A 24,923-nucleotide genomic window follows, 5' to 3' on the forward strand; every position below is an offset into this window, starting at 1 on the left:
TTTATTTTCCTCCTAGATTTAAAAAGAGCGTACTCAGATTCTGTTTTGTATCAACAGGCTCTTGAATAGGCTCTTTTGGATTTTGATTATTTGGTTGTTTCGTATACTTTGCTATTAAATCTTCTTTGAAATTTTCTACAATTTCCTCTTCTTCATCTTCTTGCGTATCATCAATTGCAATTTCATCAGCAATTTCATCAGCTAAACCAAGAGCAACTGCTTCCTCTGCTGTTAGCCAAGTTTCATCTTTTAAAAGCTGTTTTAATTCTTCGTCTGTTCCAACAAAACGTTTTTTATAAGATGCCGCTAAAGCTGAATCAATCTTTCGTAAATCTCGTGCTGTTTTTTCAAAAAAATCTGCATTTCCATATTCAAAGGTACTTGCTTGATGAATCATCATCATGGTATTGCTAGGCATAATGATTTTATCACCTGCCATAGCAATTACAGATGCGGCACTAGCTGCCCAACCATCAATATGAACTATAATTTCTGCATTGTGCTGCTTTAACTGATTACAAATTGCTACACCATCGAACGCGGAACCTCCACCCGAATTAATATGAACGTGAATTTTTTCTGCTTTAACATCTTGAATTTTTCTTCTTACTACTTCAGCATTATTTTCACTAAACCATCCACCAATTGATCCATAAACAGTTAATTTATACTCATTTTCTCCTTTAGCTTCAAAACGAATATCTCGTTTTAAATTTAAAAGCTTATTCATATTCACATGTTCCATCATTTCTCACCTCCTTCAGATTCATCTAATCTTGTATAGTTTTTCGTAATGTGATGAACATTTAAGTTCGGATCATCCGAATCTTCATAATCTACTTCTGAACGAATCTCATTTCCTGTAAATGCACTTGAAGAAATGAGTTTATCAATACTTGTTGCAAGGTCAAATATACTTTGGTAAGAAACAGCCTTAACTTCAATCTTTTGTCCTGAAAGATATTCATTCATTTCAAAGAATTTAACATTTGCTTCATCAGATAGCTTTTTTAATAATGGCCTTACTGTGAAAAGCATGTAATTTTTCGTTTGCTTCTCTACATCAGCCATTTCCCCATATAATAAAGCTGTTGGAATACCGATAGCCATTGCTACTTGATTTAAAAAGCCACTGGTTACTTTGTTGATTTCTTCCACACTTGGTCCATTCGCAACACCATTATATATTTCGTTATAATTAATACCCTTTTGTTGCGGAACAATAGCTATATCTTTTGAACCAATTGACTTATACATGTTGTCTATAAACTCTTGTAACTTCGCTATTTGTTCTTCTGTTTTGGCACTAATCATATCCATATCAACTGTGCCACGAACTTGATTTTTACGCTTCTGCGAGTTTAATATCCTACCAAATAAATCTCCGTAATCCGCAAATAACCCATCGATAAGTGGGGATAATTTATCGTTCCGATACTTTAAGTGAATTACTTCGCTTTGTTTAAAATTTCTCTTAAACGTGTAATCTTTTACTATTACATCGGTAAAAGTATCTTCAAACACAGCATACTCATTATGTCGAAATCCATCGGCAATAAGTAAATCACCATCATCAGCTTGTATGACTAAGCATTCATTATCATAAATAAGTTTACGAATAAATCTTTCCCAGAAAGTGCTTGCTGTCATGTTTTTGTTCGGTCTAACGTTTAATCGATAATATAGCTCATTCTTTTCAAATACTTTACCGTTTCTTACTCTGAATTCAGATTGACTAATCGTTCTTCCTAGAAAAGATACGCATGTATCAAGTGCTAATCGTTTCATATGAAGCCTGTTTGCTGTATCGGCAATCAAATCCAGATCTAGCATAAATTCTAGCTCTTTATTTCTTTTAAATACTGAACCTAACCATCCAATGGTTACCACCCCCTTTATTAAAATTTAATATCGCTTAATATGAAATCTGCTACTTCTCGTATTTCATCTGCTCGATAAAGAGCATGAACAAAACTTTGGAATCCGTCAGTTTTTCTTCGCACCGGTTCTTTCTTTTCATATATTTTATTTCCGTCACCTTTGATAACAACCAATACGTTTTGCGTGTACCAACGCATAAGAGGGTTATCGCCGAAAATAATCTGCTCATTTGCAAATGCCATTTCAATCCGTGGTGCTAATAAACTATGAATTGCTTTAGGATTTCTTATAACTTCTATTTCGAATCCTTCCGCAACTAATAAAGGTCTGATTGCTTCCATCCGGAAGTTATCAGCTATAATTTTCTTAATACCATATTGTTCACGCATTTTTACAAACCAATTAACGATGTGTTGAGGATTGATGGTCGGCTCGTCCACAACAGTTAGTAAACCGTGCTCTTCCCATTCTTTTATTGGCGCAAACTTCTGTTTTTTGAACTCGCCTGCTTTTTTGGAATATCCATAATAAATATCAACAAATTCTTTTCGTACAAAGGAATGTGTTTTGAAAAGATACTCACCAGATTGTCTAAATAAAAGACCACACGCTGCGAAATCTCGGATACTTGCAAAGTCTAATGAACCAATGCATTCTTGTCCGTGTAAATCTGGAAACGGTCGGTCTGTAGCAAGAATTTCTGACCATTTTGCAACAGAGCGTTCTAAATTAGTAACAGGTAAGTTCATACGCTTTGTCATGAACTCCTCTCTATTACTAGGGTCGTCTTCTAAATCTTCATATTCTTCCTTAATTGTTTCAAGTAACCCTTCAGCATACTCACTTAAAGGCTTAGATAACATGGGATTCGCAAGCTCCCAATTATCAAGATCATCTACTTCAGTTTCGTCATTCAATTTACAAATAAAAGGAAAGACAGCATTCGGACGTGCTTCGCCGTTTAATACCTTCATTGCCTTTTCTTTTTGTTTATCTAAGAAACCGTCACGAACATATCCATCTGTACCAATGTAAAATTCACGTGGGTTTTTCTTTTTCCCTAAACCACTGATATGAACACGGACATCTTTATTGCTTTCGTATTGATGTATTTCATCAAATACAACCGCACCATCACGCAAACCATCTTTTGTATCTCCATTTGAAGTTCTAAACTTCAGTACACTTTCAGTAGCCTTTGAAACTGTTTGAGTTAACGTTGTTTTAAAGGCTCTTTTCAAGACCTCATTCTTCTTCACACATTTATGAACTTCGTCAGGGCTTGTTTTTGCTTGTTCTTCACTATTCGCTACAACTGAAATGTTATACTCTGGAATGCCATGTAATTCACTAATTAAAAAGTGAATAATAACAGAAATCAGGCCGTTTTTACCGCCACCACGTCCTAACATCCATAGGAATTTACGATAAAATACACGTCCATTTTTCTTATAAAATAAAAAGACGAATGCTATTAAGAATTTTTGAAATGGCTGCAATGGAAAATACCACTTCTCGCCGAAGTTGATACAATCCTCAATCATTTCATCATCAAAATACAAATCGTCTCTGTTTAAAACATGTTTTTCTAGATATTCAATTAACCGTTCTCTTTCTTTATTGAACTTTACTTTCCCACTTCGATAAAGTTCAATATATTCTTCCACATACTTTTGCTTAATCATGTAAGATCACTTTTGCTATAACCTGCATTAGGGATAGTATTCTTAACAACAAACTTTATATCTCTCCCTAATGCAATTAAAGAACTGTTAATTTTATTCCTCTCACCTATAAGAGGGTGGGCTTTAACAAAAACTTGAGAACCGTTTTTTACTGTTACGGACTCGCCTTCTTTATTAATAGTTTTATTTATTTTTCTAAATGCTTTGACAAGATCAATATATCTTTCTACCTTCTCAACTTCTACTAAATCTGTAATATCAATACTATTCATGAGCTGTTCTTTTAACCTTACAATACTAACAGCCATCTACCCACCCACCCCTTACGTGCGTAATTCCGAAAAAAACCTGACAGTTAACCCCCTCCTCCGGTGCCCCTAAGACGAATTTTTCATGAAATATTTTAAGGGGGGGTGTTATTTTTGTTGTATTTTCACCATTTCTCATCATGTTCCCATTTATTTTGTTTCTTTTCGTACATTCTTCCATGTTCTTTGTTATGGCAATTTACACACACTGTTTCAAGGTTGTCTATGTCTAATGCAAGATCAGGATGATGTTCTAGTTCTTTTATATGATGGACAACGAGCTGTATCTTCTTACGCTTTGCGCTCTCACTGTATTCATTGGTATCAGTTTGTACTCGGCCGTTACGTTTACATTCCTGGCACTCATAGTTGTCACGTTTCTTTACTTGTTCGCGTGTACTCTTCCACTCACCACTGTCATAGAACTTACGCTTCTGTTGTTTGGTTTTGTATTCATTCACTATCCTTTACCTCTATCACATCCGTATCAATCCGCTTCTCTCGGCGTTGAATATCAAGGCACTTCTCGCAATAGAAAGTATCTGATACTTCCTGAATAAATTGCTTATCATCAGAATAGAAAGAAGTAGTATCACTATCTAACACTTGATACTTATACTCACACATTATCCTCACTCCTTATCTATAAAATAAAAAGCACCCGAATGGATGCTTTTTATTTAAGTATTAGTTTACACTTCAATTACGGTAAATGAAGTTTTATTCTTCTTCCAATCACTTAATTTTGTTTACGTATATTTGCATTAATATTATTAAGTAATTGGAAGAAGAGCAAAAGCCCTTCTCCGTTTACACAACGTAAATTGCAATTGAATGTGGAATCAAGAAACACCTGGTCATCCAATCTTCAACCATCGTCACCGGTCATGACGATCCATTTTCATTTATCAGGAATTTTGAGAGAAATGTTTTCCGCCATTACTCACAATACAAATATAACACGTTAATTCCAAAACAACCGGCACATATACTGCCAAAAAGCGGTCACAACTCTGCCACTTATTCTAATTTACTAATAGCCTTTATTTTCCTAGACACCCTCAAGGCAACAGCCATAAAGAGTAGATTGAATTTAATTCAAGTATTATGCTTGATCTGATTGTAGAACATGTAATGGAGGCGGAATAATCCAACCTTTTTTCTTATTCAGACGAAGTAATATAGCTCCAGCTTGTGCTTTTTTCATATGAAATTGACCAAACATCATTCCAACATCTTCTCGAAGAGATTGTCCCATAGCTTGACTACATGCTACTAAGCCAGCAGCAAGATCCATAGAAACTTTAGCTGCAATTTCTGCATCATTAATACGAGCACCAGGAGGAATCGTTTCAATAGATGCAACTGGTCTTTCTGGAGGTGCTGGTGGTAATGCAACACCGTTCAATTTCAAGATATTTTTTAATTCTTCAACTTCTGATTGGATATCATTCTCTACAAGGTTCTCTAAAAATTTCTTTAAATCCTCGTCTCCTGTATGGTTAATAAGAACTTGATATCCAGCAATCGCGCCTTGTGCCGCTGCAAGATAACTCCAAATCCCAAAGACTTCTCCGTAGTGCATTGGTTCATTTTGTGGATTTCCACTTAAAATACCCATAAAAATATTCCTCCTTAAAGAAATTAGACTTTTAGCAACAATACTTACTATAGAAAAAATTTTCCCAATCATGTTCTTGATTAAAGAAAATAAGTTCTTATAACTCATAAGGAACACCTTACCCAAATATAGTAATTACCTCTCATAGAATGTACCATTACCAAAAATTTATTCTTATAAAGAATAAATACATTTCAATTAACCTAATCCATTATTATTAAGTACTTTTAATAATGAAAATTAAAGATGTTTATCATAATTTCAATTCAAATGGTTTTATATATTTTCAACCGAATATTGTCTAAAAGAACTGGAGACATTACTAAATACGAAAGGAGGGAAAAACATGAAGAAAAAACTTTCATCTATTTTAGGTGCCCTATTACTAACTATTATGGTTTTTGGTACAAGCGTCCATGCTGAATACGATGGATATAATACGAATAGAGTTAACAATAACAATAATACAACTCGAGTTAATGACTATAACACGAATAGAGTTAATGACTATCACATGAATAGAGTAAATAATGATGTGAGAACTCGAAATGTAAATACGACAAATGATTTAAATGATAATCGTAATAAAAATAATAATTGGGCTTGGCTTGGTTTATTGGGACTAGTAGGATTATTTGGTCTTAGAAAAAAAGACAATGATCCCGAAAGACGTTAATGTAGAACATTGTAATTAATTTTAAAAGATATTTATTTTTTTAAAATCAATTACAATTGTGATTTGAACCATAATTTTGCCGCTTGGGCAGGCTTATGGTTCTTTCGGTTTGTGGCAATCCTCCTATAACCTCACTGTCCAAGACTGTTTCACCTATTGCTTGTTAAGAACAGGAGGTAATTTCTATGACTGTCAAAATATATGTAAACCACATCCACAGTAAAGAATGTACCCTTTGAGCCCCTCAATCCTTGAAGGGCTCCCACGCTAATTAATCAAATCAAATAATCTCTTTGCTTCGCTAGATCCGTTTTGATTGACAAACATCCTTTTTTTCCTATAACAGGGTTTTTGCTACTACACCAAGTACTCCTGTTAACAATCCGCTTATGATTAATCGTAAAATCCATGTAGTATTTGCACTAATTTTATCTAATTGTTTATTAATAGTTAAAACATCCTTTTCAGCTACTAGTATTCTTGTTTCTAAATTTTTCATATCATGTTGTATAGCTTTTAAATCTAGTTTCATTTGATTAAAATCTTTTTCTAGTTCCTCCAATTTTGTCATATAACATATTTCTCCTTTTAAATTTAATTTTAATACTTTATATGTATATGATAATTAAAGAATGTTGATACAAAGAGAGGTCCCAAATCTATTAGGGTTGCACCACCTGCCCATCAAGCTACATTAATAAAAAACACGGCAACTTTATGCTTTATATTAAAACTTCTGGCAAGTTTATAAGTAAAAAAAGATTTATGGCAATATTATGGTTCAAATCACAACAATCACAAAAAACAGATGCAATTAATCAGAAGCAATGAATTTCTTAACTTAAAAGTAATAGAGCATTACATCTGTTTGACGAACTACGCTCCTTTTTTATGCCTTTTCTTCACTTACCCATATCTTATATTCTGTGTAACTGAGTCAAACGCTACAGCCCTTGCTATTCATAGTTTTATAACACTTTCTCTTTTGAGTTACACAGTAAGAAAATTATGCGTAACTGTATAGATTAAAAAGAAAAAACAATGCTTAGATTTTAAATCTACTCATTGCTTTATCCATTGCATCTTGATTTACACCTATATAACGTAACGTGACCTTCTCTGACGAGTGATTGAATATCTCCATAAGTAATGCTATGTTTTTGGTTTGCATGTACATGTGATACCCATACGTCTTTCTCAATGTATGCGTCCCTATCTCATCTAATCCAAACTCTGCTGCAGCTCCACTTAATATCTTATATGCCATACTGCGACCAATCGGACGATTCTTCCCTTGTCTACTTTTTAATAGGTACTCATCCTCTTCTCTATTTTCATTGAACCATTTAAGCTCTCTCTTTAGTGCTGTTGTAATCTGTATACGCTTCTGCTTACCTGTCTTCATTTCACGCATTGAGATGTGGCTGCTTTTTAAATCTCCAACCTTTAGTTTTAAAATATCACTTATACGTAACCCTGTATTAATTCCCATCACGAATAAGATATAATTACGGTCACTCTTTTCTTTCAAATATTCTTTTATCTGTTGTATTTGCTCTGGATTACGTATTGGTTGAACAAAATTCATTATTCATTACCTCCAGTCTCTTCTGTCTCGTAAACTTCTAATCCAAGTGCAAAAGCTAGTTTATAAAATGCTTTAGACTTCCAACGGCGGTAAGTACGCTCTGACATTCCGATTTCGTTATAAACCATGTAATCACATACATCCTCTTCTTCTAAATAACGTTTACAAATAATATCCCTTTGGATACTTCCTGCACGTCCGTTTCCTAATCGATTTAGAAATTGATCAATACGTAATGACATTCTTTCGAGCCATTCTTCACGTTTACTTTGTTGAATATTCGCTATGGCAACATCTTCTAATGGCTTACCAACTGCATGTGTAGGACCGTGCTCGCGCATTTCATAAGAAGGAGTGACTTTCATTTCTTTACGCATCATCCCAAATTGTCTATGTATACGTACACTTTCCAACACACCTTCTAATTCCTCTTGTGTTGCCGTTCTATCGATTTTTGGTAAGAAAGATAATTGTTTAGTCATGTAAAGACCACCCCTTTTTATTTTTTAATTACTTTTGTCTTAAAGCTCCACGTCTACGTTCATAACGTGGTCCACGAATCCCCATTAAATCTTCAATGTCACGAGTGCTTAATTTCTCTTTTTGTTTTTTCTTGTTTTTCTTCTTCGCTTGTTTTGATTGCTTATTCCACTCACGCAATTGATCCCTTAGCACCTTCATTTCTCCATCTCCCTTTTCAAAATAAAAAGGACACCATTTCTTAAAACAGCTCTATTGCTGCTCTAAAAATTGGTATCCTCTAGTTTTCTAGCCGGACTGTATTCTGTTTTCATTTATTTGATAATACCAGCCTGCACAAAGATGTTTCTCCAAGCTTTGTTAACTTGGTATTTATCAACGTCTATCGCACGACGAGCGATAGCTTTTCTTATTTTCTTTTTCTTTGCATTTGCCATTCCTCTCATCCCTTTCATGCAAACGTCTCTCATTTCCATTTTGGAGCGTTTCACTCCTCTTGATACCTATATTACATTCAAAAATAATCTAAACGTGAATTGTACCTATTTTATAAAGGCCTTTTCCCCACAGTTGCGATAGGTAAGACTTTGAAGTTATCTCCATCTTTTCCCCCGCTTAGCACTGTACGTGCGACTTTCATCGCATACAGCGCCCCATCTTATCCTTTTATACTAAAGTAACTAGATTACAAGCTTTACGGAGTTTGTTTATTTTCTTCAATTGTTTATCGTTCAATTGAAGAATTCTCATATATGTTCTAATCGTCTCGTCATTTGTAGCGTGAATCAATCTGTGGACAAATTCATGTACAATAATCAGGTTATTAAACTCGTCAGTTCCTCCCATACCTTTCGGTATTTTATGGTGACAGTGCACATCTTCAGCTATTAAGAAGATTCCGATGACAGCGCATTTACCATTTTGCATGGAATACCTGGATATTCTGTTATCTGTATACTCCATGCTTTGTCCTTTATTGGAGGATAGCAACATCTTTTGCATTTCATTGGCAATGTTACCTTTTAGGATTTTGATGAGTTTTTGTCTTCCTTGCTTAGTATAATTGCATATGTCTTGACTAAAACTTTGAGGGAATCGTGTTTGTATGTCCGCTAGTGGATATACATGATTGCCTGCTATTTCAAAGGTTCTATAATTGTTCCTATGAGTTCTTTTGTATAATGCATTCGCATTGGTAGGAATCTTATATTTCCCTATTGACTTTAGACGATTAAACAAAGTTTTCGAGAGACGAAAGGCTATTTCAGCAAAGTCTATAGTTACATGTGTTGCAATTTTGTAATAATTTTTTATACCAAGCACATAAGAGTTATAGTCCTGTACTGTTTTCCCTGATGGGCTTTTTTGAATTGCTTTAATCCTTGTCTTTGCTTTTTCAAGGATATCCTTTTTCTTTTTCTCGCTTACATGTGTGTTTGCCACATATCTTTCGCGCTTTTTAACAGATTTGATAGAGAACCCCAGAAAATCGGAAGATTTTCTTTTTAGGTTAGTTATAGTCGATTTTTCATTAGATATATTAAGGTTTAATTGATTTTTAAGATAACCTTCTACTGCATGGAATATTTTGATTGCAGATTGATGATTGTTAGTAAATATTTTAAAATCATCTGCGTATCTAACGATATGCATTTTCTTCAATTTTGTTTTTATCAGCAATGGATTTTTGGTTGCTGTTGTGTATGGTCTTCTTGTTTTAATATTCTCCCATTGCCTAGATATCCACCAATCCAAATCGTTTAATACAACATTACTAAGTAATGGGCTTAGGATTCCTCCTTGCGGAGTTCCTTTTGTAGGAATACCTTTTCCTTTGATTGGTGCTTTTAACATTTTAGAGATAATTGTCAGCACCCTTTTATCAGTTATGCCTATGTTGTATAGTTGTTTTAATAACTTGGAATGGTTCACGTTGTCAAAGAAACCTTGTATATCAATGTCTACTACGTGACTAAATCTTCCTCTGTTTATCAGATATTGACACCTAGCCATTGCATGGTGTGTTGACCTGTTAGGTCTGAATCCATATGAATGCTTGTGGAATTTTGCCTCGCATATTGGTTCTAGAACCTGTTTGAACATTTGTTGAATCAATCTATCTCTCATTGTAGGGATTCCTAATGGGCGTTTCTTCCCATTAGGTTTAGGTATTTCTACCCTACGTACCGTATTTGGTTTGTAATTTGTGAGAGTTTTTCTAATATCGTCAACGAAGGAATTTACATCTTCCATTTTATAATGGTCGATTGTGATACCATCTGTTCCTTCAGTTTTAGAACCACTGTTAGCCTTTATACTTCTATATGCCAATAGAATATTTTCTTTTGATATGATGTATTTATATAGATTTACACCTTTAGTAGCGTTATTTTCACTACGTTGGTATAAATCATCGAACACTTTTTGTATATCGTAATATTCTGCATGTCGTAATGTTGTACTCACCGATGTATTATTTCCCCTTTCTTACGAAAAGTCCCATCATCTTACTCGATCCTGTGAGTTACATCTAGTTAATTTAGTTTTCAAAGAACAAGACTAGGGACTATCCCTCCACATTCGTTACATGCTTCGTCGGTACTTTGTCCCCACCTTCACAAGAATGAAGCAATTTCGGTTCGTTAGAACCTTATATGCATCTGTCCGCTAGTAGGCGTTGGTGACAGTTTCTTGCTTACCACGTTCCGATTGACTTAGCTATACATATATCCTTAGGTGCTTGCTTTAAGCCTGTTATCTTTACACCCTCATCGTTAGATGTTCCGAATTTCGTATCCTTTACTCTTACTTTTCGGTAGATAACGTCATCATTGACGACATACAAATTTCTATTGTATTAATAATTTAGACCCGTACATTCGCAAGTTCGCCAGTCCGTTATTTTAGACATTCTCACCATAGATATTTTGTAGCATCCCGACCTATCCATTACCATATGATTTCTCACTTAGGTTTTGTTCAGCCGACTTCACCTAGCTTCATACAATTTGTGACTACTATCACGCCTTGCATGTAGGAGTATTAGATAAGTAGTTTCAGCTCAACCTGACGGCTTTCATTCCTACTTTCAGTCAAACAGTTGTTGTTATCAAATTAATAACCCTCCTACTTCGTGTTTGCACACTTATGAGGAAACGTGTCGCACAAAGGATTATTTTATTAAAATCTTCACAAGCCATAACTTCGAATTCTTAGATCCAAATGAACCTCTAGACGAATACACCATATGCTAATTTAAATATTTTTTTAGGAAAGTAGGTGAATACTATGCCCTCAGTTGTAGCAAACCTTGTCGTACAAAATAGTGCTGGTTCTTTCAACTTAGGCGATTTTTATAACGTTTCTCCAAAAGAGAATACAAAATCTTATAATGGTTCAGGGGCATCAAATGTTGGTTTTGTTGTCAATACCTTTAGCGGTGTTAGCGCAACAAACACATTTGATGCTGATGTTGCAGACCAAAATCAAGTTGGGACAGCTTAAATTTATTCACTCCCTTCTCCCCCTGAATAAAACTCAATATCCCGTCCATACTATAGATAACCCATCTTTAATGTACTGTAACCATTTAGATCTTCTTTAAGACTAAGCAGTTAGCTTTTGCTAGCTGCTCTTATTCTGTAAGTACATCTCATCTATAATTACATCTTTTTCAATTAGTTCTTCATCCTCCACAAGACCATTACGTACTTTATCAATTGCTTTATCTAGATCAGGTGCTTCCACAAATGCTTCATAAGATTTAGTTTCATTAAATTCAACGCGATATCTTTTCAAATCCATTCCTCCTGAATAAAATTTAATAATTCGCAAATGCTATACACAGGCAATAAGCCAGAACTCATTTAACTGTCCCTGTAGTTCTTCTCTTCTCTGTATTAAGCAGTTAGCTTTTGCTAGCTGCTCTTTTGTTTGAAATTAAAATAGCGATTTCGTTCAAATACTTCACGCCCCATGAAAAAATTACATATGGTATCACGTACTCTTTTACATTAAGAGTTTTGGTCCGAAGAGCACTTATGTTTAGTGCTCTTTTTGGTATGGGATGCGAAATAGAGTCTTACTCTTAAGGCCTGTTTTGATTTTCATAGTTTTTTTCCTTACACCTGTGTGTCGGTTTACTCATAAGTTGTTATAGTATCGTTAGTTCATTTATGAGGGAGGTGTAAAAATGAGTAAATTTAAAAAGAATTGTCACATACCCTTTCCATGTGCCTTTCCTTTGCCTCAAATAGGGCCTACTGGAATGACTGGAGCGACAGGATCTTCAGGGCCTACCGGAATAACTGGAGCGACAGGATCTTCCGGTGGACCTCCAGGACCTACGGGACCAACCGGAATAACTGGAGCGACAGGATCTTCCGGTGGACCTCCAGGACCTACGGGACCGACCGGAATAACTGGAGCGACAGGATCTTCCGGTGGACCTCCAGGACCTACGGGACCGACCGGAATAACTGGAGCGACGGGATCTTCCGGTGGACCTCCAGGACCTACGGGACCGACCGGAATAACTGGAGCGACAGGATCTTCCGGTGGACCTCCAGGACCTACGGGACCGACCGGAATAACTGGAGCGACAGGATCTTCCGGTGGACCTCCAGGACCTACGGGACCGACCGGAATAACTGGAGCGACAGGATCTTCCGGTGGACCTCCAGGACCTACGGGACCGACCGGAATAACTGGAGCGACAGGATCTTCCGGTGGACCTCCAGGACCTACGGGACCGACCGGAATAACTGGAGCGACAGGATCTTCCGGGCCAACCGGGCCTTCTGGGCTTACAACATCTGGTTTATCTCAGTATGCTTATGTTTTCAATACAGCAGCTCAAGTTATTGCCTTAGAAGCACCTATTCTTTTTAATTCACACGGCACAATCACATCCGGTTTTACTCATACTCTTGGAACTTCTCAGATGACAGTTATTAATGCGGGAGATTATAAAATTTCTTTTTCTGTATCAGGAGTTGAGCCTAATCAATTTGCACTCTTTTTAAACGGGGCTCCCGTTACCAACTCCGTTTATGGATCAGGTGCAGGAACTCAACAAAACAATGGGCAAACAGTTCTCACTTTAGCCGCAGATGATATTCTTACCCTTAATAATCATACTTCCGCTGCTGCAGTTACTTTGCAGACTTTAGCGGGTGGAACACAAACCAATATAAATGCTTCAATTGTAATTGAAAAGTTAAATTAATTATTCCTTGAAGCTCTGGCAGTCAATAATCTAGAAAGGATTCTTTTTTCAACAAGTATTTAGCATTAGTGATTCATTTTCACATTACGTTGAAATGGTCATATATTATTTCGAAGCAAGAAACCCTAATCTACTTTTCAACATTTCACTTTTCCCCTAAAGAGCACCGTAAGTAAGTGCTCTTTTTTAGTTTCATCTATTCTACAAAATGAAATTTTTATACCAATCCTCACCAAGTGTTATAGCAATTATGTCGCCTCTTGTCTTCTTCTTTTAGCCAATTCATTTTAATATAGCTATATCCTATAACTTACCTTCTAATAAATTTATTTTAGAAGATTAAAAACACATGTTTATTGCCCATTCCTCAAACAACCCATACCCGCATAAATTATTAAGTATCTAAAATCCATAATTGATCATTATTTTAATCAAAAGAGAGGAGTGTTAATATGGACATCAACAATCAACAATCTTATACCCCTATTGATTATTATCGAGAGCCTCAGCAATCCTTATATCCACAATCACATAACCTTCAACAACAAACTCTTACTATAATAACTCCAGCTGTTAGTCATGGGTTACGAGAAGCCCAGCATCTTGGCTATCGACATGCATTAACAGAAGCTGTTGCCATAGGATACTTGATGGGAAGAGGTTACAATTATAATACCGCTTGGAAAACCGTTGAGTCTTGGTGGAGACCACCAGGGACTCAACTTCCTACGCCGTACTAAAGTTATTAATAAAGTCTTTAATTTGAAAAGCATTACTATATAGTGCTCTTTTGAGTACGGAGAATTTCTACAAAATGAAGTATTTATTAAGTTCACTTCCTTATAACATTTCCAATCTGGTTTACACTATAACTGTAACTTAAAGTTACACATACTAACTTGTAGGGCCTAATTTTCTTTTGTACAACAAGTGGTTAGCTGATTAAGCTGGCTACTTTGTTGTGCCAAGTGATTTTTTCTCAACATCTAACATATAGAAATCAGATTCCATTTTTGGTAATATATACGTAATCTCTATATGCTTAGCTTTAGTAAAAGGACTCACCCCCTCAATGTGGGTCCTTTTTTTAATATTTTCTACTAAAATAGCGTTTTTATTAAAAACTTCTCACATTTAAACCGGACAAGCATATGTTATTGTATGGAAGCTTTCCATTCATAGCATTCTACCTTTCTCATTTGAGAGCACACATATAAGTGTGCTCTTTTTTATTTAAGATAAAATAACGATTTTGTTTAGTTTTCTAACCTTTTCCCTACCTTACATTCATTAATTCAGATATAATAAAATATATAGTTACAACAATTTATTATTAGGAGGTGTAATTATGTCATTTGCAGCATGGAGTGCAATTTTTATGACTTTAATTGGAGCAATTTCTGGAGCAATATTTGGTACAATCTCTTCTAGAAACAAGAGCAAAAATGCCAACTAAAATACCTAATAATAAAAGTTAATATCTATTCCAGTGACAGCTGATACGTCCTCGACATTTCAGCTGTCATTTTCTATTTAAATAAGGATTTTGTTAAAAACTTACATGGATATATTTTTCGTTATATAATTAAATTATCAATATATTAGGAGTGTTAATAATGATAAAAACAATAATGATTTTGTTATACATCTGTTTCGGAATAAGTGCAGTTTTTAGATTAATAAAGGAAGTTCGAAAACCACAGAAAAAACAGTTCTTGATTTTAGTTGATTCTCTAATTTTGATAGGAGCTATATTTTTAATGGCTAGCTTCTTTATCTAAATTACATAAAGAGAACTCCCTGTGAGTGAAGCAGCTAGCAAAAGCTAACTGCTTTTTAATTAAAATAACTATTTTGTTATAAAGTCACTTCTTCTGCTGCAGGTTTGTTTTTCTCTAATTGTTCAATTGCCATTTGCAGCCCTAACCAATAACCAATTAAGCGACGTGGTAACCTTTCACCGAAATTCCAAACATCTTCCATCGTGTCAGAATCTAATGAGCTATTATGATAGACATCACTCAACCAAAAGTGGTAACTTTCCATAGATGAACTCTCACCGATTGCTGAAATAATGCCGTCATATACTTCTTGTCCATCTTCCGTTTCATTCATGTTGTATTCTTTCCAATATTCATCAAGTTCCTTTTTAGCCTTTTCTTCATCGAAATTCCAACGTTCCTCACAAAATGCTGTTAACTTTTCAGTGAAATATCCTAAATTGAATCCCTTGATGTTTGCTAATGTCGCTGGACATGTAAGGTTATACACCGCTTCTCCAATATCACCAGAAACGAACACGTTGTATCCTGAAAGAACAAATTTAGTGCGATACATATTCGTTCCAGGCTTGCCCCAGTAAATAACCTGCAATCCTTCTTCACCTTGAATTTCAGCTACATGATCTTCAAACCAATTTTCTCTAATATCTTTAGTTGCTTTTTCAATGTATTCCATTTCTCATTTCCCCCTTTTGTATTCAAATAACGCTTTTGTTATAAGTCACTCGTAATAAGTCACTTCTTGTTGCAATCAATATAATACGTAACTTCCCTTGTATTTGAACCAACTTCCTAAGAGCCGTGACCTATATTAAAAACAAGCATCTAATAAATGAAAGGATCTTTATTATTCCAATAATCACCATCTAATAAATGAAAGGATGATGTATATGTGTTGTTGTCCAGACCCACAATTTGTATCTGTTTCTACATGCAATACTTTCACTACAACTGGAGGTGATGAAGTGGGTGGAGCTGTAGTATTTAATAATACTGGAGGTCCAGTCCTTTCTGGCTATGTTACTTTAACTAATAATCCTACAAGTGGTACTATTACTGCTTTTTTAGCGAATAATGGTACAAACATTATTGGCCCAATAACTCCAGGAAATAGTCAAACTGTTTTTGTGTCAAACATAGGAACATTGGATGCCTTTTCTGGTACCGCTGGCCAACCTGTTAGTGGTAGAGTTTGTGTTGATGCTGCCCGTCAAGTAGCTTAGCTTTTAAAGAAAAAGATATTAATTCATTTTTGGGTTAATATCTTTTTCAATTTATAGAAATGAGGCATTATATATGAAAAAAAAATTTAGGGATTTTAAATACTCCATTACAATCCCTTGTGCTTTTCCTATCCCAGTCTGTGATGTATTACCCAAACCACAAGAAGAACGAAAAATTGTATGCAATGACATTTGTGGTAACTTTTTACTTAGTGACAACATTACCTTTCTAGAAGTTTGGGAAAAGAGAATTGATCAACCTGTTACTGCTACTGTCACGATTTTTAACAGTATACAAAGCTCACTTATTGAAGTTAATGTGCAACAAAACACTGGTAACTCAATTCTTTTCACAATCCCTCCTGGAAATTCGATTTCCAAAACAATTGGAGACATCAAAGTAGTTACCATTCTTCTCACCGAACCCGGTAGTGCAAGCGGAAAATTTTGTTTAGATATAAATTTCACTATAAAGTCCCTATGAATATTATGAAGGGACTTATACATATCCCTCCAAATCTCTTCCTTGTTTCTTAATAAAATTCAAATTTGATTATAATAACTGTGTTTTTCGTTCTTCCATCCGAATTACTTTTCCACTTTGATATACAAATGATTGTTCACCAAATCCACCTTGAGGTGGTTCTATTAGTTGGACTTGACCATTTTTAACAACATATATTCCGTTTGTTTTCAAATCTATTTCAGCCGTCATTTCTACAAGATTTTCTTTTCTAATTCCCATCAAGATCACTCCCATATGTTATAATTACTTTGTCGGAGTAAGTTGAGAGTGATCTCAGCTTTTTTTATTTGTCTATAAATATTGCAAAACATTTTCCGGAACAAATAATTGTTCCAGTGATAGATGGAGCCGAATTGGAATCGGCTCTTTTTCATCTCTTGCTCGCTTACAAATTTCTTCCGCTTCTTCCCATACAAAATTCTTGTCCTCCGCTCGCTTATAACGCCAAATTCCAATTGCGTAATCTTCAAATAACTCATACCGCTCATCAGGCGCTGTCGTTGGTTTTAATTCATCAATCGCTTTGGCTTGACGTGGTATTTGTACAACCACATCTGCATACCGTAATTTTGAATTCAAACATTGAATATGAGCTTTCTTAGGATCAAATGATACAACTGGTTCCACGTCAAAAATTGTTAATTGCTTTGGCATTGTTTTTTCCCCTCCAATACCTGCAAGCTTGCTATTAAAATTCCTTCAAGCTGCGTTAACGTTAGTTGATCTAATGTTTGTCCGTTAATTTCAGTTAATCCTAATCCCAATAATTTACGAATAATTGCTAGTTTTCTACGCTCTACTTCCTGCCGTAACAACATGATTAGGCATCCTGTTGATGATTGAACTTTCGCTCTAAATTTACAAACTTACTAAATTCTTTAATGAATGCTAGTTCAACAACACCAACTGGACCATTTCTCTGTTTCGCTAAAATGATTTCCGTTATGTTTTTATTTTCTGTTTCACGGTCGTAATAATCTTCGCGATATAAGAATGCGATCAAGTCCGCATCTTGCTCAATTTGACCATTTTCACGTAGGTCTGAGAGCAACGGCCTTTTATCTTGTCTACTTTCAACAGCACGACTTAACTGCGATAATGCAACCACGCATACGTTTAGTTCTCTTGCCATAAGTTTTAGCTTACGACTAATCTCACCGATCTCTTGCATGCGATTCCCTTTGTGCTTTGGGTCACCTACAATAAGCTGCAAGTAATCAATTGCGACTAGCACCTTTTTGTCTGGGTATTTGCGCTTTAGTTTCCTAGTCTTTGCGTAAATCTCTTGCATCGTTACATTTGCTTTATCGTATATTTCTAAAGGCAAATCGTTTATTAACCCCATTGCTTGGCTAATCTTTTCCCAATCCTTTAAATTACATAGTTTTTTAGGATTCTTTAATTTCGTAGCATCTATATTTCCAGTACTTGAGATCATCCGCTTAAGCAACTGTTCTTCTCCCATCTCTAGTGAAAAGACGCCTGTTGCTGTATTAGAACTCGCTGCATGATAAGCAACGTTTAATACGAAAGCTGTTTTCCCCATCGAAGGACGTGCACCAACAATGATTAGGTCCCCTTCTTGTAGTCCAGCTGTCATTCTGTTCAACTCATCGTAGCCAGTATTTATTCCCGTTAAATCTCCAACATCAACTTGCATTTTTTTATATAAATCAACGAGCGTTTCCTTTAGTTTAAAATCATCTGAATAACCTGTTTCTTCAATTGCGCTTAATTCATCAATCGATGTACTAATAGCGCTCATATCTCTTTCTTGCTGAAGACGATTATATAAATTACCAGCAACCTCCTGAGCATGTCTCATCTTCCACGCCTCAATTACTAAACCTTCGTGATACGAAAAGTTTTTTGTTGTGGTAACAACTTCTGTCAAGTTTACAAAGAATCCAATTCCGCCAATTTGATTCATAAAGCTTTCATCGAATTTTCCCATGAGAGCGACAAGGTCTATTGGAACCTCAGCATCCTCTAACTCTCTCATCGCTTTAAAAATCACTTGATGTGTTGGTAAAGAAAACTGTTTTGCCTTTAGCTGGCAATCTTTAATTAAATCGCCTTCTTGGATTATGCTACCTAAAACACTTTGTTCGGCTTCTGCGTTACGAATCATATCATTACTCATTGAACCATCCACCCATTTTGTTGATTAAGTGCTGCAAGTTCTTCATCCGTTGGAATGTTTTTCTCCCATGATTGTTGCTGCTGTATTACGTTCTTAGTAGATTCTGATAAGCCTTTCTGTTGATAAGGAGCTTGCGTCGGTTGTTGTGCCTTTGCTAATCGTTGAGTACGAAATGCTTTATCAGCTACTTCAACATCTACTATCGTTTTAAAACCTTTAAGATGCCAATCTCGTAAAATCGTATTTACGTAAGACATGTTTCTCGTATTTTTCTCTAAAGCAATCTCCATAGCTTTTACAACTAGCTCCGTATTTAAATCATCTATCCAAGCGTGAATACCATCTGCGATAAAAGGTGTAATGAATCCGAAGTTCTGCTCGTAAAAAGAAATTGGATTAACCTCAACAACTTCTTCCGCGCCTGCGCGTTCTTCTTGTTGTTGTTCTTTTTCTTCTTCTTTTTCTTCTTCCTTGCTAGGGTCTTGGAAGCCCCTTATAAGCCCCTCCAAACGGACTGATAAATACTCCTTGATACGAGGGATTTTGAAATCTTGTTCACGTTCTAATTGCAAACATGTTTCATAGAAATCAGCTAAAAAATCTTGGTCCTTCACAGATTGAATCTCTTTTAAAACACACTTTTCAATGTTTACATTTTTAATCGGATTGAATTTCAACCAGTTGATTAAGAACAACTCTTTTGTTTTTTGGTTGTAATTAATTTTTCCGTACTCAGCAAAACGTTCTAGTAGCTTCATAACAGTTTCACGGTTATATCCTGTATCGGTTTCAATAATACGAAGTGGAAGCTCATAGATTCCTGATTGAGACGTCTTACTGTTTGTCATCAAATATAAGTAGAAATACTTCTCCTCCGGTGTAAGATCTAAAACAAATGAATCCTGCCAAAATGAAACGTGTACTGGTCTATAAACTGCCATATTATTCATCCTCCCGTTTACATATCGCAAATCCGTCCTCTACACGTAATAAGCGATAATTTTTATATCCTATTTTGAGATATTGTTTTACTAAGTAAATTAGGTGTTGCTCTGATGTTGCTTGTTGAAACACTTTAGGATTCAGCAACACTCTATGTGATGATTTGTCTAAAAGCATGCGGCACACTCCGTTGTTATACGAATGCTAATTTGATATAATTAGTCCTAAGATCTTTGCAAGACCATTTATCTATCACTCTGCCAAGTGATAGACTTTTTTATTTTCTACGTGTTACCAATGAAGCGTTAACTCCTCTTGCTCTTAAATCTTTAATCACTACACGATAACTCATCGATGCCTCATGTTCCTCTTTTGTATCACGAAGCATTTTAAATTCCCTCATACATCGCTCTAGCTCTTCTTCCCAGTGATTTGATTCTTCGGTTGATTCTGCATTAAACATGTTATGAATACATTCACTCATACAGTTACGAAGTTTATTCGCAAATGAAAAATCCCCAGGAAGAACTAGATCATGAAGACGATTGTTTTTATCGTTCATGAATTACATCTCCTTTCTAATTAAATTGATGCTGTACGCATCGTTACAACCAGAAAGGAACATTGTGTAGAGGTATTGGGAGGAACAATCCCTTTCTGGTCATAACGACAAGCACAGTGCTTGTCCAAATGATTTATAAAATGTTATAATTGCTTTACAATATTTTTGTTAGGGCTACTGTTGTCTAGGCGGTAGCTTTTTCTTTTGCCCATTTATGTTTTAAAATGAATGATGCTTCGATAATTTTGATTCGAATCCCCACTAACTTTTTCTCTTGCTTTAACTCAACTGACTTTGAATCCTCACCAAGTGTTTTTGCTATTTTAATTTCACCAGTTAGTTTTGCATCATAGCGTATTAGTTCCTTATATTCTCTTAAACTTGGTTTCTTATAATCTACTGTCATTTTTCTTCCTCCTTTACAGCATCTTTGTTAAAGTCATTAAGCTATCCACCGATTGAATAATAACGTTCTCCGCCATAGCCTTTTGCAACCAACTTCTTTGTATTTGTTCCATAATGCCAAAATGAACCTGCTCAAGAGCTTGTACTACACATTGAGTAGCTTGGATTGTATCGAAGATTTCTTTTGCATGAACTGCGTATTCATGTTTCTTTTTTTCATCAAGCTTCCATGACCTTGTTGCAACTTGTAAGTTCATGATTTCCTTTGCTGCCACAATCCCCTCTTCAGCTTGTTTAATGTAGTTCATCAATTGTAGATTTACATCTTGAGTTAATCGTGGATCTGTAGGCGGTAATCCAACACCATAAATATGTTTAATCGCTTGTTGATTCAACTTTGCTCCTGTTGCATGACACCAATCCATCGCAAGCTCAAATTCTGGTTTAGAAAGTCCAGATTCAATACGAGTTAAGCGTTCATGTGTAATGCCAAGGTACTTAGATAGTCCTTTCTTCGTTTTCAGCTGAACATTATCACAACATTCTCTAGCATTCTGTAATAATTCTCCTATTGCTGAATTGCAGTATATGCTTGTTCCCATATCTGTTCGCCTCCATATTTAGTTTTCAAATGGTTACAATGAATTTAGTACATATGTAACTTGTCTATTTTTCATGTAAAAAGAGAGGAACTATTCCTCAATGTTTTCTTTCACTTGCATTTCTTTGATGATGGCCCAACCAGCCTTGTAATATGCTTGAAGGAGTTTATCAATATCCTTTTGCGCTTTTGGCTCAGGAGCCACAACATGGACTTTCGTTTTTCCAAATTCATAAGTCGCTGCATATTCTTCTTGTTGGCTCATGGTGTCACCTCTTGAAGTGCTTTTTATATGTTTATGCGACTGATCTGTTGGTACTGCCATTTGAAGTTTTGACATTTCCCCACCTCCATAGAAACAATTCGTTTCCTTTTTAACCAAAAAAAAGATCATCAATTGTTGTTTTATAAAAATCAGCTATTCTTTTGGCCAACTCTAATGAGGGTGTCCTATCACCTCGTTCAATCGCTCCTAACATTTGAGGAGTAATTTTCAACTTCTTCGCTACGATTATTCTCGATTGGACACTTCTAAACTCGATCATTTTATTTCTTTTTTTATCCACTAGTTCACCCCCAAAGAAACAATTCGTTTCCCTATACCCCCAATATAAAGAAACAATTTGTTTCTGTCAATATTTATTAGAAACTTTTTGTTTCTTTTATAGATTTAGAAACTAAACGTTTCTATAATTAAGAAACAAAGCACCTATTCTTATTTAGAAAGAGGGCAGAATTTATGCTTGGAAAAAAGATTTCAGAACTTAGGAAAAAACAAAAACTAAGTCAATATGAGCTTGCTGAACGATTGGGCTTTTCAAGAGGAAAATTAGCTAATTATGAACAAGGTCAACGTGAACCAGATTATGATACCTTAAAGAAAATCGCAGATTTTTTTGAAGTATCAACAGATTATTTATTAGATAGGACACAAAAAAAAGAAATGGTATCTAGTGAACCATCTAATTTATCTATTAAAGAAGAACGTGATATTGCCAGGGACTTGGAAAAAACTTTAGAAGATCTAGAAAATAGTGAGGATGCCCTTATGTTCGATGGTGAACCTATCGATGAGCATACAAAGGAAATGATTCGTATCTCTCTGGAAAATTCTATGCGTATGGCAAAACAATTGGCAAAACAAAAATTCACTCCAAACAAGTATAAAAAAGATTAAATGGAGCGAAAAATGGACATAAAAAAATACGTACTATACATCGCACAAAAACATGAAACCACAAATCCATTTGAAATCGCTAAACAAAAAAATATTATAGTGTTGTTTGAAGACCTTGGGAATACTCTCGGTTTTTACAACACTTACAAACGCCTTAAATTTATTCATATTAATAATCAAATTGACGAAATCACTCAACGATTTGTTTGTGCACATGAATTAGGGCATGCTGTACTTCACCCTAAAGCAAATACTCCTTTCTTGCGTAACCAAACATTCTTTTCGGTAGATCGCTTAGAGATTGAAGCGAATACATTTGCTGTAGAATTATTACTTACAGATGAAATGATTGCCGCTTATGAAAATACACACTTATCAATTCAAGAAGTTGCGGAAATCCACGGGGTTCCGGGTGGGTTTTCTCGTTTAAAAAACTATTCCTATTAAATTATTTTATTGAAGTAAACATATTCGAAAACGAATTAATCACTAAATAGAAATATAGAGATCTTTCATTCAAAGAAATAGTAGAACCTTTCGGCCAAAGTGGATTCAAACCAGTTTTTAAATACATAACACATAAATTTTCTAAATCTAATAATGAGAATACGTCTAATACTGACAGATAGTCCAATAAAGGAGATTATGAATCATGAGAAGAAAACGTTATAGAGGCAAATTTATTGCATCCAAGGTGAATATACATGAAAATATATTTAGCGACAATGTTGAATCGCTTATTCGATTAATCCCCACTGCGATACTAAATAAGCCTGAAATATCTCAAGGGAATTTCAAGTGGAAAATAACTGAAACCAATGAAATTGAAGAAAATGGATACACATTTATCTATGGTGACTTAGTTCGTTCACGATCTGAATCTGTTGAGATTTTAAAAGGAGACGATTTACAAGAATACCCTATTCCTGATAGAGCTTATACTTCTAGATTTGTTTACGAACCAGTTAATGAAATCCTTATATTTGAAGAAACATCAAAAATTAGAAGAGATGACTTTGTTGAAATATTCGAAAAGTTGATTCAAAAAAGTGATATACAAATTGGTGAAGTTGTGATTTCATATATTAATAAAATAGAAGATCTAGTCGCAAAAATCTTATCTTTAGACGTTTTGACAAAAATTGAATTTGAATTCATTCATCCTAATTTTCATAAAAAAAAGGCATTTCGTTCATTAGCAAGTATTCTTGCCGAAGAAAATGCGAAAAAAATGCAATTAAATTTAGAAAACAAAGATGGATTAAATAAAGAGGGAGAAACTATAAACGAAGGATTAGAAATGATCGGACTCTATGGAGATGCTAAGGCAGTAGGCTACAACAATTTACCTAGCAGAAAAGAAAAACATAACCAAAAAAAGAAAAAAAATATAACAATAAATTCTCGAGAATCTGTTCACACAGAAACTATAAGCGAGAAATCTGAAAGTGAACTAAAACAAAAACTTCGCGGATTTGTTTTAAAGGTTGCTCAAAAATTCAACTAATAAAGGAGGGGGAATATGATTAAACGCGAGGAACGTGCAACTTATGATAATACTTCTTTCCTTAGTTTATTAAAAGAAAATGGTATTTTTAGTTTAACAATAGGGAACTTAGGATTTTATGTAGCAATCCTGCTTGGTTGGTTGTCTTATAGAGTGTTTATTAATATGAAACAGACAGAGATCACTGAAATCGCGGGTTATATTAGCAACATACTACCTGGTGTTTCTGCATCCATTTTGGGTATTATTATTGCTGGATTATCAATTATTGTTGCATTAACCTCAGGTAAAATTCTCCACCTTCTATTAAAAAATAAGACACTTCAAAATCTGTTATTTCCTTTTTGGTATGCAGCTGCATTGTGGGGAATAATAATTGTTATAACAATGTCTTTCCCTATAATAATTAAAATAACTACTATAAAAATCTTAATTTATTCCATAGTTTTTGTCTTATCATTAACTATATATACTTTATTTGGAACTATAGCACTTATTGGAAATACTATAAGGATTATGGTTATATTAGCACAATTGAATGATAATTAAATTACACTATACTTCTCCAAAAGCCCAATTTTTTGGGCTTT

The 24,923-nt window shown here is 34.9% G+C and carries 34 protein-coding genes and 1 pseudogene; 10 read left to right on the top strand and 25 right to left on the bottom strand.

Features of this window, described 5'->3' with window-relative positions; translation table 11 throughout:
* Nucleotide 1 precedes the first annotated feature (1 nt).
* From JFT95_RS16390 to JFT95_RS16420, 7 genes are all read right to left on the bottom strand, one after another.
* On the bottom strand, nucleotides 2-745 hold the full coding sequence (locus JFT95_RS16390) for a head maturation protease, ClpP-related (RefSeq protein ID WP_201053669.1): 744 nt from the start codon (nucleotides 743-745) through the stop codon (nucleotides 2-4).
* Nucleotides 745-1,890, bottom strand: a complete 1,146-nt coding sequence (locus JFT95_RS16395; protein WP_098403612.1) for a phage portal protein — start codon at nucleotides 1,888-1,890, stop codon at nucleotides 745-747. Before JFT95_RS16395 ends, JFT95_RS16390 begins: the two co-directional genes overlap by 1 nt.
* A gap of 8 nt (nucleotides 1,891-1,898) precedes the next feature.
* Entirely contained in the window at nucleotides 1,899-3,566 is a 1,668-nt protein-coding gene (locus JFT95_RS16400; RefSeq protein WP_201052817.1) for a terminase large subunit domain-containing protein, read from the bottom strand.
* Nucleotides 3,563-3,874 (bottom strand): P27 family phage terminase small subunit, encoded by a 312-nt coding sequence (locus JFT95_RS16405; RefSeq protein WP_002088105.1) that lies wholly within the window; start codon nucleotides 3,872-3,874, stop codon nucleotides 3,563-3,565. Before JFT95_RS16405 ends, JFT95_RS16400 begins: the two co-directional genes overlap by 4 nt.
* A 125-nt stretch (nucleotides 3,875-3,999) precedes the next feature.
* Complete coding sequence (locus tag JFT95_RS16410) at nucleotides 4,000-4,335, bottom strand: HNH endonuclease (RefSeq protein WP_201052819.1); 336 nt, start codon at nucleotides 4,333-4,335, stop codon at nucleotides 4,000-4,002.
* Complete coding sequence (locus JFT95_RS16415; RefSeq protein ID WP_201052820.1) at nucleotides 4,328-4,501, bottom strand: hypothetical protein; 174 nt, start codon at nucleotides 4,499-4,501, stop codon at nucleotides 4,328-4,330. The genes JFT95_RS16410 and JFT95_RS16415 overlap by 8 nt, the downstream gene beginning before the upstream one ends.
* Nucleotides 4,502-4,979: 478 nt before the next feature.
* Nucleotides 4,980-5,495 (bottom strand): DUF3231 family protein, encoded by a 516-nt coding sequence (locus tag JFT95_RS16420; protein WP_000512143.1) that lies wholly within the window; start codon nucleotides 5,493-5,495, stop codon nucleotides 4,980-4,982.
* Nucleotides 5,496-5,841: 346 nt separating this feature from the next.
* Between JFT95_RS16420 and JFT95_RS16425 the strand changes: the two genes are divergently transcribed.
* A complete protein-coding gene (locus JFT95_RS16425) occupies nucleotides 5,842-6,171 on the top strand; it encodes a WGxxGxxG family protein (protein ID WP_201052821.1) in 330 nt (109 codons plus the stop codon).
* A gap of 337 nt (nucleotides 6,172-6,508) precedes the next feature.
* Here JFT95_RS16425 and JFT95_RS16430 read toward each other — a convergent pair whose 3' ends face one another.
* The 6 genes from JFT95_RS16430 to ltrA form a co-directional block, all read right to left on the bottom strand.
* Entirely contained in the window at nucleotides 6,509-6,742 is a 234-nt protein-coding gene (locus JFT95_RS16430) for a hemolysin XhlA family protein (RefSeq protein WP_016079324.1), read from the bottom strand.
* 474 nt (nucleotides 6,743-7,216) lie between these two features.
* A complete protein-coding gene (locus tag JFT95_RS16435; protein ID WP_002066661.1) occupies nucleotides 7,217-7,759 on the bottom strand; it encodes a site-specific integrase in 543 nt (180 codons plus the stop codon).
* A complete protein-coding gene (locus tag JFT95_RS16440; RefSeq protein WP_002142886.1) occupies nucleotides 7,759-8,241 on the bottom strand; it encodes an ArpU family phage packaging/lysis transcriptional regulator in 483 nt (160 codons plus the stop codon). The genes JFT95_RS16435 and JFT95_RS16440 overlap by 1 nt, the downstream gene beginning before the upstream one ends.
* 28 nt (nucleotides 8,242-8,269) lie before the next feature.
* Nucleotides 8,270-8,440 carry a hypothetical protein gene (locus JFT95_RS16445; protein WP_002066658.1) on the bottom strand — a complete coding sequence of 57 codons (171 nt, stop codon included), beginning with the start codon at nucleotides 8,438-8,440 and terminating at the stop codon, nucleotides 8,270-8,272.
* Between the two features lie 113 nt (nucleotides 8,441-8,553).
* Nucleotides 8,554-8,676 (bottom strand): DUF3983 domain-containing protein, encoded by a 123-nt coding sequence (locus JFT95_RS16450; RefSeq protein WP_085960919.1) that lies wholly within the window; start codon nucleotides 8,674-8,676, stop codon nucleotides 8,554-8,556.
* A gap of 229 nt (nucleotides 8,677-8,905) precedes the next feature.
* Complete coding sequence (ltrA, locus tag JFT95_RS16460) at nucleotides 8,906-10,705, bottom strand: group II intron reverse transcriptase/maturase (protein WP_201052093.1); 1,800 nt, start codon at nucleotides 10,703-10,705, stop codon at nucleotides 8,906-8,908.
* An 822-nt stretch (nucleotides 10,706-11,527) separates the two neighbouring features.
* On the opposite strand from ltrA, the gene JFT95_RS16465 reads away from it, so the two are divergent.
* A complete protein-coding gene (locus tag JFT95_RS16465; RefSeq protein ID WP_002066656.1) occupies nucleotides 11,528-11,743 on the top strand; it encodes a spore germination protein in 216 nt (71 codons plus the stop codon).
* Nucleotides 11,744-11,863: 120 nt separating this feature from the next.
* Here the strand turns inward: JFT95_RS16465 and JFT95_RS16470 are convergent, their stop codons facing one another.
* Nucleotides 11,864-12,037 carry a hypothetical protein gene (locus JFT95_RS16470; protein WP_002088119.1) on the bottom strand — a complete coding sequence of 58 codons (174 nt, stop codon included), beginning with the start codon at nucleotides 12,035-12,037 and terminating at the stop codon, nucleotides 11,864-11,866.
* A 394-nt stretch (nucleotides 12,038-12,431) separates the two neighbouring features.
* On the opposite strand from JFT95_RS16470, the gene JFT95_RS16475 reads away from it, so the two are divergent.
* A complete protein-coding gene (locus JFT95_RS16475) occupies nucleotides 12,432-13,466 on the top strand; it encodes a BclA C-terminal domain-containing protein (RefSeq protein ID WP_201052822.1) in 1,035 nt (344 codons plus the stop codon).
* A gap of 452 nt (nucleotides 13,467-13,918) precedes the next feature.
* Nucleotides 13,919-14,206, top strand: coding sequence for a hypothetical protein (locus JFT95_RS16480; RefSeq protein ID WP_016092208.1), 288 nt, complete (start codon nucleotides 13,919-13,921; stop codon nucleotides 14,204-14,206).
* A 1,117-nt stretch (nucleotides 14,207-15,323) separates the two neighbouring features.
* On the opposite strand, the gene JFT95_RS16485 is transcribed toward JFT95_RS16480, so the two are convergent.
* On the bottom strand, nucleotides 15,324-15,923 hold the full coding sequence (locus JFT95_RS16485) for a hypothetical protein (RefSeq protein ID WP_201052823.1): 600 nt from the start codon (nucleotides 15,921-15,923) through the stop codon (nucleotides 15,324-15,326).
* 214 nt (nucleotides 15,924-16,137) lie between these two features.
* On the opposite strand from JFT95_RS16485, the gene JFT95_RS16490 reads away from it, so the two are divergent.
* Nucleotides 16,138-16,470, top strand: coding sequence for an S-Ena type endospore appendage (locus tag JFT95_RS16490; protein WP_002088126.1), 333 nt, complete (start codon nucleotides 16,138-16,140; stop codon nucleotides 16,468-16,470).
* A 73-nt stretch (nucleotides 16,471-16,543) separates the two neighbouring features.
* Nucleotides 16,544-16,954 (top strand): S-Ena type endospore appendage, encoded by a 411-nt coding sequence (locus tag JFT95_RS16495; protein WP_002088127.1) that lies wholly within the window; start codon nucleotides 16,544-16,546, stop codon nucleotides 16,952-16,954.
* Between the two features lie 69 nt (nucleotides 16,955-17,023).
* On the opposite strand, the gene JFT95_RS16500 is transcribed toward JFT95_RS16495, so the two are convergent.
* From JFT95_RS16500 to JFT95_RS16545, 10 genes and pseudogenes are all read right to left on the bottom strand, one after another.
* On the bottom strand, nucleotides 17,024-17,215 hold the full coding sequence (locus JFT95_RS16500) for a DUF3954 domain-containing protein (RefSeq protein WP_000512858.1): 192 nt from the start codon (nucleotides 17,213-17,215) through the stop codon (nucleotides 17,024-17,026).
* A 72-nt stretch (nucleotides 17,216-17,287) separates the two neighbouring features.
* Complete coding sequence (locus JFT95_RS16505) at nucleotides 17,288-17,650, bottom strand: cell division protein SepF (protein WP_201052825.1); 363 nt, start codon at nucleotides 17,648-17,650, stop codon at nucleotides 17,288-17,290.
* Nucleotides 17,625-17,814 (bottom strand): annotated as a pseudogene (locus tag JFT95_RS16510) (hypothetical protein). The gene JFT95_RS16505 and the pseudogene JFT95_RS16510 overlap by 26 nt, the downstream one beginning before the upstream one ends.
* Nucleotides 17,815-17,816: 2 nt before the next feature.
* Complete coding sequence (gene dnaB / locus JFT95_RS16515; protein ID WP_201052827.1) at nucleotides 17,817-19,139, bottom strand: replicative DNA helicase; 1,323 nt, start codon at nucleotides 19,137-19,139, stop codon at nucleotides 17,817-17,819.
* Nucleotides 19,136-20,080: a DnaD domain-containing protein gene (locus tag JFT95_RS16520; RefSeq protein ID WP_201052829.1), complete on the bottom strand. Its 945-nt coding sequence runs from the start codon at nucleotides 20,078-20,080 to the stop codon at nucleotides 19,136-19,138. The genes dnaB and JFT95_RS16520 overlap by 4 nt, the downstream gene beginning before the upstream one ends.
* A gap of 278 nt (nucleotides 20,081-20,358) precedes the next feature.
* The gene (locus JFT95_RS16525; protein WP_012261572.1) at nucleotides 20,359-20,643 is read right to left on the bottom strand and encodes a hypothetical protein; all 285 of its coding nucleotides are present in this window, start codon (nucleotides 20,641-20,643) and stop codon (nucleotides 20,359-20,361) included.
* A 184-nt stretch (nucleotides 20,644-20,827) separates the two neighbouring features.
* Nucleotides 20,828-21,049: a hypothetical protein gene (locus JFT95_RS16530; RefSeq protein WP_016092216.1), complete on the bottom strand. Its 222-nt coding sequence runs from the start codon at nucleotides 21,047-21,049 to the stop codon at nucleotides 20,828-20,830.
* 13 nt (nucleotides 21,050-21,062) lie between these two features.
* Entirely contained in the window at nucleotides 21,063-21,650 is a 588-nt protein-coding gene (locus tag JFT95_RS16535) for a sporulation sigma factor-processing peptidase (RefSeq protein ID WP_201052831.1), read from the bottom strand.
* Between the two features lie 90 nt (nucleotides 21,651-21,740).
* The gene (locus tag JFT95_RS16540; RefSeq protein ID WP_201052833.1) at nucleotides 21,741-21,989 is read right to left on the bottom strand and encodes a hypothetical protein; all 249 of its coding nucleotides are present in this window, start codon (nucleotides 21,987-21,989) and stop codon (nucleotides 21,741-21,743) included.
* Nucleotides 21,990-22,023: 34 nt separating this feature from the next.
* A complete protein-coding gene (locus JFT95_RS16545; RefSeq protein ID WP_201052835.1) occupies nucleotides 22,024-22,215 on the bottom strand; it encodes a helix-turn-helix transcriptional regulator in 192 nt (63 codons plus the stop codon).
* A 173-nt stretch (nucleotides 22,216-22,388) separates the two neighbouring features.
* On the opposite strand from JFT95_RS16545, the gene JFT95_RS16550 reads away from it, so the two are divergent.
* The 4 genes from JFT95_RS16550 to JFT95_RS16565 all read left to right on the top strand — a co-directional run bounded on the left by JFT95_RS16550 (nucleotide 22,389) and on the right by JFT95_RS16565 (nucleotide 24,882).
* The gene (locus JFT95_RS16550; protein ID WP_201052837.1) at nucleotides 22,389-22,826 is read left to right on the top strand and encodes a helix-turn-helix domain-containing protein; all 438 of its coding nucleotides are present in this window, start codon (nucleotides 22,389-22,391) and stop codon (nucleotides 22,824-22,826) included.
* Between the two features lie 12 nt (nucleotides 22,827-22,838).
* Nucleotides 22,839-23,273 (top strand): ImmA/IrrE family metallo-endopeptidase, encoded by a 435-nt coding sequence (locus JFT95_RS16555; RefSeq protein WP_201052839.1) that lies wholly within the window; start codon nucleotides 22,839-22,841, stop codon nucleotides 23,271-23,273.
* A gap of 205 nt (nucleotides 23,274-23,478) precedes the next feature.
* Nucleotides 23,479-24,333, top strand: a complete 855-nt coding sequence (locus tag JFT95_RS16560; RefSeq protein ID WP_201052841.1) for a DUF4747 family protein — start codon at nucleotides 23,479-23,481, stop codon at nucleotides 24,331-24,333.
* 15 nt (nucleotides 24,334-24,348) lie between these two features.
* Nucleotides 24,349-24,882: a hypothetical protein gene (locus tag JFT95_RS16565; RefSeq protein ID WP_201052844.1), complete on the top strand. Its 534-nt coding sequence runs from the start codon at nucleotides 24,349-24,351 to the stop codon at nucleotides 24,880-24,882.
* The last annotated feature ends 41 nt before the right edge of the window (nucleotides 24,883-24,923 follow it).

This window comes from Bacillus sp. TH17, from assembly GCF_016651125.1.
Lineage (GTDB): Bacteria > Bacillota > Bacilli > Bacillales > Bacillaceae_G > Bacillus_A > Bacillus_A mycoides.

Bases quoted from the DNA above. Each gene is read 5' to 3' on its own strand.
- JFT95_RS16525 (WP_012261572.1), bottom strand. From the start codon at position 20,643: ATGAACGATAAAAACAATCGTCTTCATGATCTAGTTCTTCCTGGGGAT.
- JFT95_RS16465 (WP_002066656.1), top strand. From the start codon at position 11,528: ATGCCCTCAGTTGTAGCAAACCTTGTCGTACAAAATAGTGCTGGTTCT.
- JFT95_RS16495 (WP_002088127.1), top strand. From the start codon at position 16,544: ATGAAAAAAAAATTTAGGGATTTTAAATACTCCATTACAATCCCTTGT.
- JFT95_RS16555 (WP_201052839.1), top strand. From the start codon at position 22,839: ATGGACATAAAAAAATACGTACTATACATCGCACAAAAACATGAAACC.
- JFT95_RS16440 (WP_002142886.1), bottom strand. From the start codon at position 8,241: ATGACTAAACAATTATCTTTCTTACCAAAAATCGATAGAACGGCAACA.
- JFT95_RS16530 (WP_016092216.1), bottom strand. From the start codon at position 21,049: ATGACAGTAGATTATAAGAAACCAAGTTTAAGAGAATATAAGGAACTA.
- JFT95_RS16485 (WP_201052823.1), bottom strand. From the start codon at position 15,923: ATGGAATACATTGAAAAAGCAACTAAAGATATTAGAGAAAATTGGTTT.
- JFT95_RS16430 (WP_016079324.1), bottom strand. From the start codon at position 6,742: ATGACAAAATTGGAGGAACTAGAAAAAGATTTTAATCAAATGAAACTA.
- JFT95_RS16420 (WP_000512143.1), bottom strand. From the start codon at position 5,495: ATGGGTATTTTAAGTGGAAATCCACAAAATGAACCAATGCACTACGGA.
- dnaB (WP_201052827.1), bottom strand. From the start codon at position 19,139: ATGAGTAATGATATGATTCGTAACGCAGAAGCCGAACAAAGTGTTTTA.
- JFT95_RS16540 (WP_201052833.1), bottom strand. From the start codon at position 21,989: ATGTCAAAACTTCAAATGGCAGTACCAACAGATCAGTCGCATAAACAT.
- JFT95_RS16390 (WP_201053669.1), bottom strand. From the start codon at position 745: ATGGAACATGTGAATATGAATAAGCTTTTAAATTTAAAACGAGATATT.
- JFT95_RS16475 (WP_201052822.1), top strand. From the start codon at position 12,432: ATGAGTAAATTTAAAAAGAATTGTCACATACCCTTTCCATGTGCCTTT.
- JFT95_RS16565 (WP_201052844.1), top strand. From the start codon at position 24,349: ATGATTAAACGCGAGGAACGTGCAACTTATGATAATACTTCTTTCCTT.
- JFT95_RS16400 (WP_201052817.1), bottom strand. From the start codon at position 3,566: ATGATTAAGCAAAAGTATGTGGAAGAATATATTGAACTTTATCGAAGT.
- JFT95_RS16490 (WP_002088126.1), top strand. From the start codon at position 16,138: ATGTGTTGTTGTCCAGACCCACAATTTGTATCTGTTTCTACATGCAAT.
- JFT95_RS16560 (WP_201052841.1), top strand. From the start codon at position 23,479: ATGAGAAGAAAACGTTATAGAGGCAAATTTATTGCATCCAAGGTGAAT.
- JFT95_RS16520 (WP_201052829.1), bottom strand. From the start codon at position 20,080: ATGGCAGTTTATAGACCAGTACACGTTTCATTTTGGCAGGATTCATTT.
- JFT95_RS16435 (WP_002066661.1), bottom strand. From the start codon at position 7,759: ATGAATTTTGTTCAACCAATACGTAATCCAGAGCAAATACAACAGATA.
- JFT95_RS16405 (WP_002088105.1), bottom strand. From the start codon at position 3,874: ATGGCTGTTAGTATTGTAAGGTTAAAAGAACAGCTCATGAATAGTATT.
- JFT95_RS16415 (WP_201052820.1), bottom strand. From the start codon at position 4,501: ATGTGTGAGTATAAGTATCAAGTGTTAGATAGTGATACTACTTCTTTC.
- JFT95_RS16535 (WP_201052831.1), bottom strand. From the start codon at position 21,650: ATGGGAACAAGCATATACTGCAATTCAGCAATAGGAGAATTATTACAG.
- JFT95_RS16450 (WP_085960919.1), bottom strand. From the start codon at position 8,676: ATGGCAAATGCAAAGAAAAAGAAAATAAGAAAAGCTATCGCTCGTCGT.
- JFT95_RS16550 (WP_201052837.1), top strand. From the start codon at position 22,389: ATGCTTGGAAAAAAGATTTCAGAACTTAGGAAAAAACAAAAACTAAGT.
- JFT95_RS16445 (WP_002066658.1), bottom strand. From the start codon at position 8,440: ATGAAGGTGCTAAGGGATCAATTGCGTGAGTGGAATAAGCAATCAAAA.
- JFT95_RS16500 (WP_000512858.1), bottom strand. From the start codon at position 17,215: ATGGGAATTAGAAAAGAAAATCTTGTAGAAATGACGGCTGAAATAGAT.
- JFT95_RS16425 (WP_201052821.1), top strand. From the start codon at position 5,842: ATGAAGAAAAAACTTTCATCTATTTTAGGTGCCCTATTACTAACTATT.
- JFT95_RS16505 (WP_201052825.1), bottom strand. From the start codon at position 17,650: ATGCCAAAGCAATTAACAATTTTTGACGTGGAACCAGTTGTATCATTT.
- JFT95_RS16480 (WP_016092208.1), top strand. From the start codon at position 13,919: ATGGACATCAACAATCAACAATCTTATACCCCTATTGATTATTATCGA.